This is a genomic window from Rahnella aquatilis CIP 78.65 = ATCC 33071 (assembly GCF_000241955.1).
Taxonomy (GTDB): domain Bacteria; phylum Pseudomonadota; class Gammaproteobacteria; order Enterobacterales; family Enterobacteriaceae; genus Rahnella; species Rahnella aquatilis.
Genome location: NC_016818.1, coordinates 792,771 through 805,735, shown reverse-complemented (window position 1 = coordinate 805,735; position 12,965 = coordinate 792,771). Strand labels below are relative to the sequence as shown.

At 51.5% G+C, this 12,965-nt stretch carries 18 protein-coding genes and 1 other annotated feature; of the genes, 13 read left to right on the top strand and 5 right to left on the bottom strand.

Features of this window, described 5'->3' with window-relative positions; all coding sequences use genetic code 11:
• Positions 1-36: 36 nt before the first annotated feature.
• The gene (gene yfiH / locus RAHAQ2_RS03690; RefSeq protein WP_015695957.1) at positions 37-774 is read right to left on the bottom strand and encodes a purine nucleoside phosphorylase YfiH; all 738 of its coding nucleotides are present in this window, start codon (positions 772-774) and stop codon (positions 37-39) included.
• Complete coding sequence (rluD, locus tag RAHAQ2_RS03685) at positions 774-1,751, bottom strand: 23S rRNA pseudouridine(1911/1915/1917) synthase RluD (protein WP_015695956.1); 978 nt, start codon at positions 1,749-1,751, stop codon at positions 774-776. Before rluD ends, yfiH begins: the two co-directional genes overlap by 1 nt.
• A 130-nt stretch (positions 1,752-1,881) precedes the next feature.
• On the opposite strand from rluD, the gene bamD reads away from it, so the two are divergent.
• The 3 genes from bamD to pheA all read left to right on the top strand — a co-directional run bounded on the left by bamD (position 1,882) and on the right by pheA (position 4,710).
• Positions 1,882-2,616: an outer membrane protein assembly factor BamD gene (gene bamD, locus RAHAQ2_RS03680; RefSeq protein ID WP_013574066.1), complete on the top strand. Its 735-nt coding sequence runs from the start codon at positions 1,882-1,884 to the stop codon at positions 2,614-2,616.
• 282 nt (positions 2,617-2,898) lie between these two features.
• The gene (gene raiA / locus RAHAQ2_RS03675; protein ID WP_015695955.1) at positions 2,899-3,243 is read left to right on the top strand and encodes a ribosome-associated translation inhibitor RaiA; all 345 of its coding nucleotides are present in this window, start codon (positions 2,899-2,901) and stop codon (positions 3,241-3,243) included.
• 134 nt (positions 3,244-3,377) lie between these two features.
• Positions 3,378-3,502 (top strand) — a sequence feature (Phe leader region).
• 53 nt (positions 3,503-3,555) lie between these two features.
• Positions 3,556-4,710 carry a bifunctional chorismate mutase/prephenate dehydratase gene (gene pheA, locus RAHAQ2_RS03670; protein WP_015695954.1) on the top strand — a complete coding sequence of 385 codons (1,155 nt, stop codon included), beginning with the start codon at positions 3,556-3,558 and terminating at the stop codon, positions 4,708-4,710.
• Positions 4,711-4,773: 63 nt separating this feature from the next.
• On the opposite strand, the gene tyrA is transcribed toward pheA, so the two are convergent.
• The 3 genes from tyrA to RAHAQ2_RS03655 form a co-directional block, all read right to left on the bottom strand.
• On the bottom strand, positions 4,774-5,895 hold the full coding sequence (tyrA, locus tag RAHAQ2_RS03665) for a bifunctional chorismate mutase/prephenate dehydrogenase (RefSeq protein WP_015695953.1): 1,122 nt from the start codon (positions 5,893-5,895) through the stop codon (positions 4,774-4,776).
• Between the two features lie 6 nt (positions 5,896-5,901).
• A complete protein-coding gene (locus tag RAHAQ2_RS03660; RefSeq protein ID WP_015695952.1) occupies positions 5,902-6,978 on the bottom strand; it encodes a 3-deoxy-7-phosphoheptulonate synthase in 1,077 nt (358 codons plus the stop codon).
• A gap of 290 nt (positions 6,979-7,268) precedes the next feature.
• Complete coding sequence (locus RAHAQ2_RS03655; RefSeq protein ID WP_015695951.1) at positions 7,269-7,859, bottom strand: helix-turn-helix domain-containing protein; 591 nt, start codon at positions 7,857-7,859, stop codon at positions 7,269-7,271.
• A gap of 132 nt (positions 7,860-7,991) precedes the next feature.
• Here RAHAQ2_RS03655 and RAHAQ2_RS03650 point away from each other — a divergent pair, with 132 nt between their 5' ends.
• The 10 genes from RAHAQ2_RS03650 to RAHAQ2_RS03610 all read left to right on the top strand — a co-directional run bounded on the left by RAHAQ2_RS03650 (position 7,992) and on the right by RAHAQ2_RS03610 (position 12,917).
• Positions 7,992-8,267, top strand: coding sequence for a DUF5347 family protein (locus RAHAQ2_RS03650; protein WP_015695950.1), 276 nt, complete (start codon positions 7,992-7,994; stop codon positions 8,265-8,267).
• Entirely contained in the window at positions 8,267-8,488 is a 222-nt protein-coding gene (locus RAHAQ2_RS03645; RefSeq protein WP_015695949.1) for a TraR/DksA C4-type zinc finger protein, read from the top strand. Before RAHAQ2_RS03650 ends, RAHAQ2_RS03645 begins: the two co-directional genes overlap by 1 nt.
• A gap of 93 nt (positions 8,489-8,581) precedes the next feature.
• Positions 8,582-10,510, top strand: coding sequence for a replication endonuclease (locus tag RAHAQ2_RS03640; protein WP_015695948.1), 1,929 nt, complete (start codon positions 8,582-8,584; stop codon positions 10,508-10,510).
• A 112-nt stretch (positions 10,511-10,622) separates the two neighbouring features.
• Complete coding sequence (locus RAHAQ2_RS03635) at positions 10,623-10,817, top strand: hypothetical protein (RefSeq protein WP_015695947.1); 195 nt, start codon at positions 10,623-10,625, stop codon at positions 10,815-10,817.
• Positions 10,818-11,028: 211 nt separating this feature from the next.
• The gene (locus RAHAQ2_RS03630; RefSeq protein ID WP_015695946.1) at positions 11,029-11,232 is read left to right on the top strand and encodes a tail protein X; all 204 of its coding nucleotides are present in this window, start codon (positions 11,029-11,031) and stop codon (positions 11,230-11,232) included.
• Positions 11,223-11,444, top strand: coding sequence for an HP1 family phage holin (locus RAHAQ2_RS03625; protein WP_015695945.1), 222 nt, complete (start codon positions 11,223-11,225; stop codon positions 11,442-11,444). Before RAHAQ2_RS03630 ends, RAHAQ2_RS03625 begins: the two co-directional genes overlap by 10 nt.
• Entirely contained in the window at positions 11,425-11,934 is a 510-nt protein-coding gene (locus RAHAQ2_RS03620; protein ID WP_037040549.1) for a lysozyme, read from the top strand. Before RAHAQ2_RS03625 ends, RAHAQ2_RS03620 begins: the two co-directional genes overlap by 20 nt.
• Positions 11,935-12,360 (top strand): Rz-like lysis system protein LysB, encoded by a 426-nt coding sequence (gene lysB, locus RAHAQ2_RS03615; protein WP_015695943.1) that lies wholly within the window; start codon positions 11,935-11,937, stop codon positions 12,358-12,360.
• Positions 12,245-12,493, top strand: a complete 249-nt coding sequence (gene lysC / locus RAHAQ2_RS25895) for an Rz1-like lysis system protein LysC (RefSeq protein ID WP_148267150.1) — start codon at positions 12,245-12,247, stop codon at positions 12,491-12,493. Before lysB ends, lysC begins: the two co-directional genes overlap by 116 nt.
• Positions 12,456-12,917, top strand: coding sequence for a phage tail protein (locus RAHAQ2_RS03610; protein ID WP_015695942.1), 462 nt, complete (start codon positions 12,456-12,458; stop codon positions 12,915-12,917). Before lysC ends, RAHAQ2_RS03610 begins: the two co-directional genes overlap by 38 nt.
• The last annotated feature ends 48 nt before the right edge of the window (positions 12,918-12,965 follow it).

Sequence of the window (12,965 nt, the reverse complement as noted above, 5' to 3'; positions counted from 1 at the left end):
GCGGTTATGCGCGATGGATCGTCTTGATTCAATAGGTTATATCAGCCAAATTAAACTTGCCAGCCGTCCGGTAATTCCGTCGCGCCGGTAAGAGTAAAATTTGTTGCTGTTTGTCACGGTGCAATATTCACCGCCGTAGATAGCGGTGATGCCCGCAGCTTGCAAGCGAAACCGTGCAAGTTGATAAATGTCGGCCATAAATTTGGACCCTGCAGGTGTAAAAGCGGCTGATGCGGCAGAGTCCACAGCCATAAAAGCTTCACGTACTTCACCGCCAACTTCAAAATGAGAAGGGCCAATCGCAGGTCCCATCCACGCCATCACGTCTGCAGGCGTCGCTTCAAAACAGGCCACTGTGTTTTCTAACACACCCGCACACAAACCACGCCAGCCGGCGTGGGCTGCTGCCACTTCATCGCCATTCCTGCTGCAGAACAGCACCGGCAAGCAGTCCGCCGTCATTGCTGCACACACAACGCCTGATTCGCGGGTATACGCCGCATCAGCAATCAGTGAGGAGACAGGGGGCGTTTCGGTCGTTAAACGAATAACATCGGTGCCATGCACCTGCTCCAGCCAGTGTGGCGCAGCAGGCAGACCGCCAAGTTCGATTAAACGCTGGCGGTTCGCAGCGACATCTTCAGGAGAATCCCCGACATGGCTGCCGAGGTTGAGCGCCCCGTAAGGAGGCAAACTGACGCCTCCTTCACGGGTTGTTGCACATGACCGCACCGATGCCGGTTGCGGCCACTGAGGCTGGATAAGGGCGCTCATTACCAGTTCATCTGATCCTTGAACTCTTCAGTATCTGCTTTGAGCGCATTAATCAGATCAACCATATCCTGAGGAATTGGCGCATGCCATTCCATCTGAATACCAGTGACCGGATGATAAAGGCGCAGCATAGTAGCGTGAAGAGCCTGACGATCGAACCCGCGCAGCATATTAATGAACGATTCTGAGGCGCCTTTCGGCAGACGCGGACGGCCGCCATAAAGCTGATCGCCTAACAGAGGGTGGTTAATGTGCGCCATATGCACACGGATCTGGTGTGTGCGACCTGACTCCAGACGCAAGCGCAGACGCGTATGAGCACGGAAATGCTCCATGATGCGGTAATGCGTAGTCGCCGGTTTTCCTGTCGGATGAACCGCCATATGCGTACGCTTGGTGGAATGGCGCGCAATCGGCTCATTCACAGTGCCGCCTGCCGTCATTGTACCAATCGCCACTGCTTCATATTCGCGGGTAATTTCGCGGGCCTGAAGTGCGGTCACCAGGTGCGTTTGTGCGGGCACCGATTTGGCGATCACCATCAGACCGGTGGTATCTTTATCCAGGCGATGCACGATGCCGCAGCGCGGTACATCAATAATTGCCGGGTAATAATGCAGCAGCGCATTCAGTACCGTGCCATCAGGATTCCCTGCGCCCGGATGAACAACCAGATCGCGGGGTTTATTGATGACTAAAATATCAGTATCTTCATACACGATATCTAAAGCGATATCTTGTGGCAGCCAACGCGCTTCTTCTTCAATTTGCGCATCGATTGCGATAGCCTCGCCACCCAACACTTTTTCTTTTGGTTTGGTCACTTTTTTGCCATTGACCGTGACCCTGTCTTCAAGGATCCAATCTTTTATGCGAGATCTTGAATAATCAGGGAACAATTCGGCCAAAGCCTGATCTAACCGTTGACCGAGTTGAGATTCGGCCACCGTTGCGGTGAGTTGTACTTGTTGTGCCATATGCAGCTTCTTGGTTAACGTTGGGTTTTCACGGCGATGCCGTTTAAAATAATGTGCTATTGTAGCTGGTCTTTGTCGGGAGCTTAACGGACAGTCTCCCAGAATAACACCTGAGGATAATCAAAACGTCATGACGCGTGTGAAATATCTGGTGGCAGCAGCCACGTTGAGCCTGGCGCTGGTCGGTTGCTCCAGTTCCAAAGAAACGGTTCCCGATAACCCGCCTAACGTCCTTTATGCCACTGCCCAGCAAAAGCTGCAGGACGGTAACTTTAAAGGCGCTATTGCGCAATTAGAAGCGCTGGATAACCGCTACCCGTTTGGGCCTTACTCGCAGCAAGTTCAGTTAGATCTGATTTATGCCTATTACAAGTCTGCTGACTTGCCTATGGCTCAGGCTTCTATTGATCGCTTTATGCGTCTGAACCCAACCCATCCGAATATCGACTACGTCATGTATATGCGTGGTTTAACGGATATGGCGTTGGATGACAGTGCACTGCAAGGATTTTTCGGGGTTGATCGTTCAGACCGTGATCCACAGCATGCACGTGCAGCATTCCGTGATTTCAGCCAGCTGATCCACACGTATCCAAACAGCCAGTACGCTACAGACGCGACTAAACGTTTGGTGTTCCTGAAAGATCGTTTGGCGAAATACGAACTGTCAGTGGTGCAATACTACACTAAACGCGGTGCTTACGTCGCTGTCGTTAACCGTGTAGAGCAAATGCTGAAAGATTACCCGGATACAAAAGCAACGCATGATGCGTTGCCGTTGATGGAAAACGCCTACCGCGAACTGCAGCTGAACACTCAGGCTGATAAAGTCGCGAAAATTATTGCCGCCAACAGCGCAGCGTAATTTCACATGTCCGTAGACAAACGGTAGCTCAGGCTGCCGTTTTTTTTGGCTCTTTTTCAGGGGAGAATCGCAGAAACACAGGAAAGAATAACACACTGATCCCATCAATCATGCCTGCTCCTGAATGAAGTCTCAAGGCCTTTCCGGCCATTAATTACCTTGCATCACATAAACGTCAAAGTTGACAAAAAGTGACAAAAAACCGTGAGCCTGGGGACGCATTTCGTAAAAAAGGCTGGTATGTTGGATTCATCGGAGACGGAAAGAAGAGAGGTAAGTTATATGACAGTCAACATTACCAGTAAACAAATGGACATCACTGCTGCTATTCGTGAACACATCGAAGGCCGTCTGAAAAAACTGGATAAATGGCAAACTCAGCTGATTAATCCGCACATCATCCTGTCGAAAGAACCTCAGGGATTTGTCGCCGATGCGACTATCAGTACACCAAACGGAAAACTGGTTGCCAGTGCCACGCACGATGACATGTACGCTGCGATTAACGAAATGACCACCAAGCTTGAGCGTCAGCTCAACAAAGCGCAGCACAAGGGTGAGGCCCGCCGTGCAGAGTCCGGCGTTAAAGAACTCAATCTGGAACCGGTGCAGGAAGAAGAGGAATAACCGGGTTATCCGACATGTCAGTAACCACGCGCTCCGCGGAGCGCGTTTTTTGTGCCTGAAGGAAATGTTATTGACACAAGGAAAACCCTGCGGTTACTTTAAGACTCTGCTCAAACTTATGGAAACAACGCATAGATGAATTCCCGTCTGTTTTTCTTCGCATTCTTTTTTACCTTCCCCTGATTGGGAGGCGTTTCGTCGCGAAAGAATAAATGCGAAGACGAACAACAAAGCCTCCTGAAAAGGGGGCTTTTTTTATGCCTGCGTTTTACACATTTTGCTGAAAGAAAGAACATCTAAAAGGGTAACGACATGACCGAGAATTCATTACTGGCACTGCGCGAACGTATCAGCGCATTAGACCTGAAACTGCTGGCCCTGCTGGCAGAACGACGTACGATGGCAATTGAGGTCGCGCAATCCAAAATGCACTCTCACCGCCCTATTCGCGATAAAGAACGCGAAGCAGAATTGATTAACACGCTGATTCAGGAGGGGAAAAAGCAGGGGCTGGACGGGCATTACATCACCCGCGTTTATCAGTTGATCATTGAAGATTCTGTTCTCACGCAACAGGCGCTTTTGCAACAACATCTGAATAACACCCCTTCTGACTCCGCCCGCATCGCTTTCCTCGGTCCGAAAGGTTCATATTCACACCTCGCCGCCCGTCAGTTTGCCGCCCGTCATTTCGACCAGTTCATCGAGTGCGGCTGTCAGAAATTCCAGGATATCTTTTCTCAGGTAGAAACCGGTCAGGCCGATTACGCGGTATTGCCGATTGAAAATACCAGTTCAGGCTCGATCAATGATGTATATGACCTGCTACAGCATACCAGTCTGTCGATTGTGGGCGAGCTGACGAATCCTATCGACCATTGCGTGCTGGTGGCAACCGACACCGATTTGTCGCAGATTCAGACGGTTTACAGTCATCCGCAACCGTTCCAGCAATGCAGCCAGTTCATTAACCGTTTCCCTCACTGGAAAATTGAATACTGTGAAAGTACTGCCGCGGCGATGGAAAAAGTGGCGGCAGCCAATTCTCCTCATGTTGCTGCGCTGGGCAGCGAAGCCGGTGGCGCGCTATATAAACTGCAGGTGCTTGAACATAATCTGGCAAACCAGCAGGAAAATATCACCCGCTTCATTATTCTGGCGCGCAAAGCCATTGAAGTGACGGATCAGGTTCCGGCTAAAACCACGTTGATTATGGCAACCGGCCAGCAAGCAGGTGCGCTGGTGAATGCGCTTCTGGTACTGCGCGATCAGGGCATCATCATGACCAAACTGGAATCACGCCCGATTAACGGCAATCCGTGGGAGGAGATGTTTTACATCGATGTGCAGGCCAACCTGCGTTCAGAAGAGATGAAAAAGGCGCTGAAGGATCTGGCGCCAATCACACGCTCACTGAAAGTTCTTGGCTGTTATCCAAGCGAAAACGTCGTCTCCGTCGATCTGTAATTGCGCAAACAAAAAGGGCGTTGCATACGACTGCAACGCCCTTCTCTTCATCAGCCCATCGAATTACTTGCGGTTGTCGTTTGCCTGACGCAGTAACGCACCACTTTCTTTCAGGAACCGCGGCGCATAATCGCCAAACCAGTGCTCAACCTGTCTGAATTTATCGATAAACGCCTGTTTGTCACCGCTTTCCAGCAGAGCAAGGGCATCACCAAAACGCTGATAGTAACGTTTGATCAGCGCCAGATTGCTTTCTGACGACATAATAATGTCAGCGTAAAGCTGAGGATCCTGTGCAAACAGGCGTCCGACCATCGCCAGTTCGAGGCGATAAATTGGCGAAGACAGCGCCAGTAACTGCTCGATCTGTACATTCTCTTCTGACAAATGCAGGCCATATGCAAAGGTCGCGAAGTGGCGCAGCGCCTGAATAAAGGCCATGTTCTGGTCATGTTCGACGGCGCTGATTTTATGCAACCGCGCGCCCCAGACCTGCAACTGCTCCAGCAACCACTGATAGGCCTGAGGTTCACGGCCATCACAGTACACCACAACCTGTTTTGCCAGGCTGCTGACATCAGGGCCAAACATCGGATGCAGGCCAAGCACAGGACCTTCATGCACCGCCAGCATCGCCTGTAGAGGACGATTTTTCACCGACGCCAGATCCACCAGAATACAATCATCAGGCAGTTTCGGCAGACGGGCAATCACGTCTTCGGTCAGATGGATCGGCACGCTGACAATCACCATACCGGCATCCGCCAGCAGCGTTTCTGCCTGTGGCCAGTCTTCCTGCTCCAGCACTTTCACCTGATAACCGGAAAGCTCCAGCAAGCGGGTGAACAAACGCCCCATCTGCCCGTTGCCACCGATAATCACTACCGGGCGCAGTGCCGGATGCAGCGTTTTAAAGCCTTTATCGTTTTCGCTTGAGTAGGACTCACGCATCACGCGGCGCAATACATCTTCAATCAGATCCGGCGGAACACCGAGGTTCTGCGCTTCCTGACGACGTGAAGCCAGCATGGCGGCTTCCCGTTCAGGCACATAAATCGGCAAACCATAACGGCTTTTGACTTCCCCGACTTCTGCCACCAGCGCCAGACGCCGTGATAAGAGATCCAACAACGCTTTATCAACGTCGTCGATCTGATCGCGCAACGCGTTAAGTTCTGCCACCATAAAAACTTACTCTCCTGCGATTCTTGCCGCCAGCGCGTCGCCCAGTTCCTGATGCATTGTGCGCAGCAGGCTTTCCGTGGTTTCCCAGTTAATACAGGCATCCGTAACAGACACACCGTATTTCATTTCTGAACGCGGTTGTTCAGAAGACTGGCTGCCTTCGTTCAGGTGACTTTCCAGCATCAGCCCCGTGATAGAGCGGTTACCGGCTTTAATCTGGTCGATAACGGACTGAGCCACAACAGGCTGGCGACGATAGTCTTTGTTTGAGTTACCGTGACTGCAATCTATCATCAAGGAAGGATGGAGTCCCGCATCGGCCATCTGTTTTTCGCAAGCCTGAACGTCCTGCTCGCTGTAGTTTGGTGTTTTGCCGCCGCGCAAAATCACATGTCCGTCCGGGTTACCCTGAGTCTGCAACAAACAAACCTGACCGGCCTGATTGATCCCCACAAAGCGGTGCGCCATTTCTGCCGCCCGCATGGCATTGATCGCGGTTCCCAGGCTGCCGTCGGTGCCATTCTTGAAACCCACCGGCATTGACAGGCCTGAGGCCATTTCGCGGTGAGTCTGAGATTCAGTAGTACGCGCACCGATTGCTGACCAGCTGAACAGATCGCCTAAGTATTGCGGGCTGTTGGGATCCAGTGCTTCTGTCGCCAGTGGCAAACCCATGCCGACCAGTTGCAACAGCAAATCTCGGGCAATGTGCAGACCCGCTTCCACATCAAACGTCCCATCCATGTGCGGATCGTTAATCAACCCTTTCCAGCCGACAGTGGTACGTGGTTTTTCAAAGTACACACGCATGACGATGTACAAACGATCGCTCAGTTCCGCTGCCAGTGCGCGCAGGTGACGCGCGTAATCCAGCGCCGCATCGACGTCATGAATTGAACAAGGGCCACATACCACCAGAAGACGAGGATCACGACCATGGACAATATCTGCGATGGTTTTGCGAGCTTCGGAAATACTGTTTTCATCACTGACGCTTAAAGGAAAACGGTTTTTCAACTCTTCAGGAGTAATCAGGATTTGTTCAGCAGTGATATGAACATTATTCAGGGCGTCTTTTTGCATGATCGTGTTCCGTTATAAGGAAAATGGGCTGCCGCGGCGGCATCTGCGGACAACATTAACACAGCGCGTAAACTTAGCAAGCCTTAGTTGTAAAGTTATCATTACCAATTCATCGCCATCACGCACTTAATGGAAAGTTAACTTTACATACAAGGGATATCAAACCCAAGGCGTGTATCGTAAATATTACATACGGTTTATCGGCGGTGAAAAATGAGTTTTAGGGAAAAGGGAGGGGGAAAAACGTCAGAAATGCCCTCAGCAACGGGGTGCTGCTGAGGAAACGAAATTTACAGGTTACGATCCAGAGTAATAAATACCTGCCCTAAAGCAGTCACTTCATCAACGCCACATTCGAAATGGCTTTCCTGACGGCTCACTTGCAGGCGGTTACCAGGAATGCGGGCCACATCGTAAACATCCAGATCACCGTCGATATCCAGCAACCAGCGGCCATTGCCCGGATGCGTGCTGCCCAGATCGATAATCCATGAATGATTGCCTTTCACGATATACGCAGGTTGTGCCAGCGAATCGTCCAGCAGTGAAGGATCGACCGCCCAGAGACCTTCTTCCTCGAGCGCACCGCCACGCAATCTTAACTTTTTAAGCTGGCGGGTTTCACCTGACGCCATGGCAGCCGAAGAGCTTGCATCCTGCATCGAGCCTTTGCCCGTTGCCAGCCAGCGCAACGACACGCCGGTATCCAGCGCACAGGCTACGACCACATCACCGGGGAAATAATCTCTTCTTACCCAAGTACTTATCGTGCCAGATGACAATCCATACAGATCCCCCAGTTCCTTCTGCATGCTAAAGCCGTAAGCCTGAAGCATACGCGTCAAAACAGCTTTTCCACCTTCAAGTTCATCTAATTGCATCTGGCGAAAACCCCTGAATCTGTAAATATCATCTTGACAACTCGCAAATGCAAGCTTAGATTGATTATGTAATGTACCGACAGACGACCATGATACCAAATTTACGGCGTCATGGAGAAATAAGGAGACGCGATGTTTTTAGGAACAGAGCAGCAGCGCCAGACCGGCCTGCGCCATATCGCTCATCTGAAAGAAACCTATTTTTCCCGCAATAAAAGCAGGGTTGAGGTTATTTTTGATCAGGCCCCTGAAAAATGGAAACTCACATTATGTTTTCATGCAGGTCTTAAACGCCATCATACCTTTCTGGCGTATTCACAATTAAATGAGGAAGAACAGTTGAAAATTACACAGGCTTTATTATCACTTCGCCATTTCACGGCGATATTTAAAGGGGAACTTTGCTGATGGCTGACTGGATAGATGAATCACAGGAATACCAATTGAAGGTACTTGAAACGCAGATTTCGCAGGCGACCCGCATGCAGCGCGCGCCTTCAACCTTCTTCTGCGTTGATTGCGATGCTTCCATTCCGGAACAACGCAGGAAAATTATTTCGGGTGTACAGCGATGTATTGAATGTCAGGAAATTGAGGAGATTAAAAGAAAGAATTATCGGCCAGTATAAACTGACAGATCCATATCACTAAAATTAATCAACGCGCTGGAAATAATATTATTTCCGGAGGGAATTCTTTATTTCATTTTTCGGGAAACGGATATGTCAGATAATATCAGAGACAGAATCATCCCTTCGTCACCGCCCACGCTTAACCCGACATCAGTGCAATATTTTGCAGGTGCCTGGTGGTGGAATGCCCCCCGCGCGGCGCTCAGCAATCCGCTGGAAAAGCCCCTGACTCGTGATTTTTGTCAGCGCCAGCAAATGGCCCTTTCTCAGCTGGCAACGCTGCCCGGGTGCCTGCGCGCGCCTTTACATCAGCGATATACATTTTTGCTGGAAACAAAAGGGGTACGCGCTGCATTTCATTTCCTGATGACAGTTTTCACCCAACGCTTATGGCCGCGTATTAAGCAGGTAAATGCGCGAAACACACTGAATCGTCAAATCTCGCAAAAGCTACTTACGGAAGAAGAAACGTTTAACAGCTTGCCCGATCTTAATGATGATGACCTGAGAAGGCTGGCCAATAAACTCGCTGTGCATATGCAGGATGCCTATGAATATCATTGTGAATGCTGGCTGAAAGACAGGTATGACGGATCCGGCGTGTTATTACTCGACAGCACCCAGCAGGAGATTTACGGACATGTCGCCGCGATGGCGCGTTCCTGCCGCGTACAGCCTCTTTACTGGCAGAAATGGCAAAAAGGCCGCATGACAGCGCATTTGGCTGTCGCCAGCATTTCACGCCTGGTCAGCGGCGAGTGGTGGGAAAAACAGCTGCGTTCAAAACAGCGCTTGTGGCGTGAATCCCTGATGATTGCCTGCGGTTATGTCAGCCGTGCGACATCACCTTATGCCAGTAAAAACGCCATCCGTGATGTGGTGTCACGCCGCTTATCCGCCATCAATTACCTGAAACAATGCCAGCTTGAAAATGTTGAATCCGGTGAAACACTGAGTCTGCTGGATACCGTATTAGCCAGCATTTCCAATCCCAAACTTCGTCGTATGGAACTGATGACGCTGATTGCCGGCGTCGAAGATGTCGCTGACCGGCAGCGCGACTGCGGGCTGTTTATTACGCTGACCACGCCGTCAAAATATCATCCGCTAAAAACGACTGGCACCGGTTCATCACCTGTTTTTAACCAGAAATGGGATCAGCACGCGTTTACCCCCAAAGATGCGCAGCGTTATCTGGTGGCGGTCTGGGCAAAAATCCGTACCACTTTTAAAGACCGGAACCTGAAAGTTTATGGCGTGCGCGTCGTCGAGCCACATCACGACGGCACACCGCACTGGCACATGATGTTGTTCACACCGCCGGACCAGCAGCAAAAAGTGACCGAGGTTATGCGTCGTTATGCCCTTGAAGAAGATCCGGATGAGCCGGGTGCCGCTGAGTCACGTTTCAATTGCAAGCCGCTTAACCGGGGTGGCGCAGCCGGATATATCGCGAAATACGTCGCCAAAAATATTGATGGGTACGCGCTCGATGGCGAAACTGATTTTGACTCCGGTCGCTTGCTGACCGATGTCGCCACGGCGGTCACGGCCTGGGCATCGACGTGGAGGATCCCGCAATTCCACGCCATCGGTATTCCTTCGGTCGGCGCCTGGCGCGAATGCAGACGGATCCGCCACCAGAATCTGACCAACCGTTTTGACGCGCGGGTTGAAAACGTGCGCAGCGCTGCCGATGACGGTGATTTCGCCGGCTATATTCAGGCACAGGGCGGTATTCACATTCCCCGCAAAGCGCAGACAGTTCGCGTTGCCCGCCAGCTCAGCGAGGAGAAAAATGCCTATGACGAACCCCGCAATAAAGTCATCGGCATTTACGCGCCTCATCTTGGCATCTCCCCTATCTTTCTGACACACACTGAACAATGGCGGATTGTCCGCCACCGGCCTTCTTATCCGGAAATAACAGAGATTCGGCTGCCTTGGAGTTCTGTCAATAACTGTGGATCACCGCCTGTCGGACAAAGTGAGTTATTGATACAAAAATCGCGCCAATAAAAATTTATGCATAAATTCAATGAATTATAAATTTTAAAATACCCTGACTGTTGACGTATTAGATCAATTAAAGAATACTGTATATAAACACAGTATCTGGCGAGGGGAGAAAATGGAAAACCTGACTAAACAACAGCTAACGTTGTCCAGGATACAATTGATCGCAGACATTTCGCAGACGGCGCAATGCAATCCAAAAGAATTTCTGGTCGTGATGTCACTGATCTCAGAGCTCGCCAGCCAGGCGCTGACTGACGAGAACCAGGACGTTGTGTATTGCAACGGGAGCGCTGACGATACCCACTGATTGCCAGATCCTGCGGCGGTAGTAGTCAACATTGCAGGCGCTTGCCCGACCGGTTTCCCTCCGGACTAAGCGCCCCGCCCTCTCCCTCCGTTCGCTGCCTGCTTACCTGTTGTGCCAGCCGTTTCACATCCCGCTCAGATTGCCGCCCGGCGTGCTATTGCGCAGACTGAACTCACCTCCTGACGATGTCACTCACTTGTGGAGAAACCTCATGAAAGTCTATGCAGAACAGGGCGATACCCTCGATTCTCTTTGCTGGCGCTATTACAACCGCACGGCGGTCGTCGTCGAAAAAGTGTATGCCGCTAATATTGGCATCGCGGATTTAGGCCCGCTATTACCTCACGGCACGGCCATCGTTATGCCCGACATTGCAGAACAACCCGTACAGGAAGCGCTCAAATTATGGGACTGAATACAGAACGTATCAGTTCAGGCTGCGCCTACTTCATTGCCACCTCGCTGACCTGGCTCGCCAGTCTGACATCACAGGACGTCGCCTTTCTGATCGGTTCAGCTGTGGGTGTTGGCACGTTTTTGATCAACTGGTACTACCGGCGCAAAAGCTACCAGTTGCTGGCACGTAAAAGCCTGAGCAAAGATGACTATGAAAACCTCAACTCTTAAACGCTGCAGCGCCGCCATGGTTTTAGGGTTGATGGCGACACTTCCAGGTTACCTGTCATTGCAGGTGTCGGAAGAAGGGTTGCGGCTGATCACCGATTTTGAAGGCTGCCAGCTGCAACCCTACCAGTGCAGTGCCGGGGTATGGACCAGCGGTATCGGTCATACGTCAGGCGTTAAACCGGCGCAGGAAATAACTGAACATCAGGCCGCTAAAAACCTGCTGGCCGATATTCAGCACACTGAGCGCACCATAAAAAAGTGCATGCCGGTCACGATGCCGCAACCGGTTTTTGATGCTGTGGTGTCCTTCAGTTTTAACGTCGGCGCCGGCGCAGCGTGCAGATCAACACTGGCGTTTTTCATCAACAAAAAACGATGGCAACAAGCCTGTGACCAGTTGCCACGGTGGGTTTTCGTCAATGGCGAACGCAACCGGGGTCTGGAACGCAGGCGAAACGCCGAACATGCCCTCTGCCTGAAAGGTGTCTGAATGCGCACATTACTGGCCATTCTGGCTGCAATGGTTCTGCTGATTGCCATGTTGATACTTTCCAACCGCTCATTACAGCACGACCTCAACAATGCCAGTCAGCAACGCGATGCCCTGATGTCACAGTTACAACAACGCGAGCAGTTGATCGCCACACTGAATCAGCAAATGCGTCAGCGTGAACAGGCTGAACTGTCGTTACGCCAAAACCTCAGTGCCGCGCGGCAGGTGATGCAAACCCGTGAACAACAAAGGCAGAGGAGCCTCCATGAAAATCTGCAAACCCGTCAGTGGGCTGATAACGGGTTGCCTGCTGATATTAGCCGGCTGCACCAGCGCCCCGCCTTCAGCTCCGCCAGCGATTATTTACATTGGCTGTCCGGCGGTGAGCTCTTGTCCGATACCGGCCAGTCACCCCGTCACTAATCAGGACCTGAGTGCCGACATTCTTCAGCTGGAGTCCGCGCTGATGGATTGCGGCTTACAAATTGAAGCCATCAAACAGTGTCAGGAGGCACAACATGCAAAAACCAATTCAGTTGCAACAGCGGCTCATTGAACAAATCCCCCTGCTTGCGGCCGCACCTGAAAAACTGGTGATCGCCACCGGGCCGGTCAACGTGGTGGCCACATCCGCACCGTCGCTTTCTTTTGAGTACCGCTATCCGCTGACGATGACGATCACTGACGATACGCTGAGCGAAACGCTGGTCGACTTGGCCGTGGTCACTGTTCTCGACTGGCTGCAGGTTAATCAGCCTGAAATTCTCGGCAACGCCCTGCACCGGCTGAATGATTTTACCTTTACTCAGCAGGAACGAAGCCTCGTTCTGTTGCTGCAACTGACGGAACGCGTCCAGGTAAGTGACAAGGATGAGGTGCGCACGATCACTCATCTGCCGGAGCCGCCGCTGCCGGAAAACGTGGCGCTGCCGCGTCAGGTTTATCTCAACGGTGAACTGATCAGCAGCTGGACCGTGTAACTCAACGCCTCGTTGTGCCATCCACTGTCGGACGGCCACAGGTTGTCG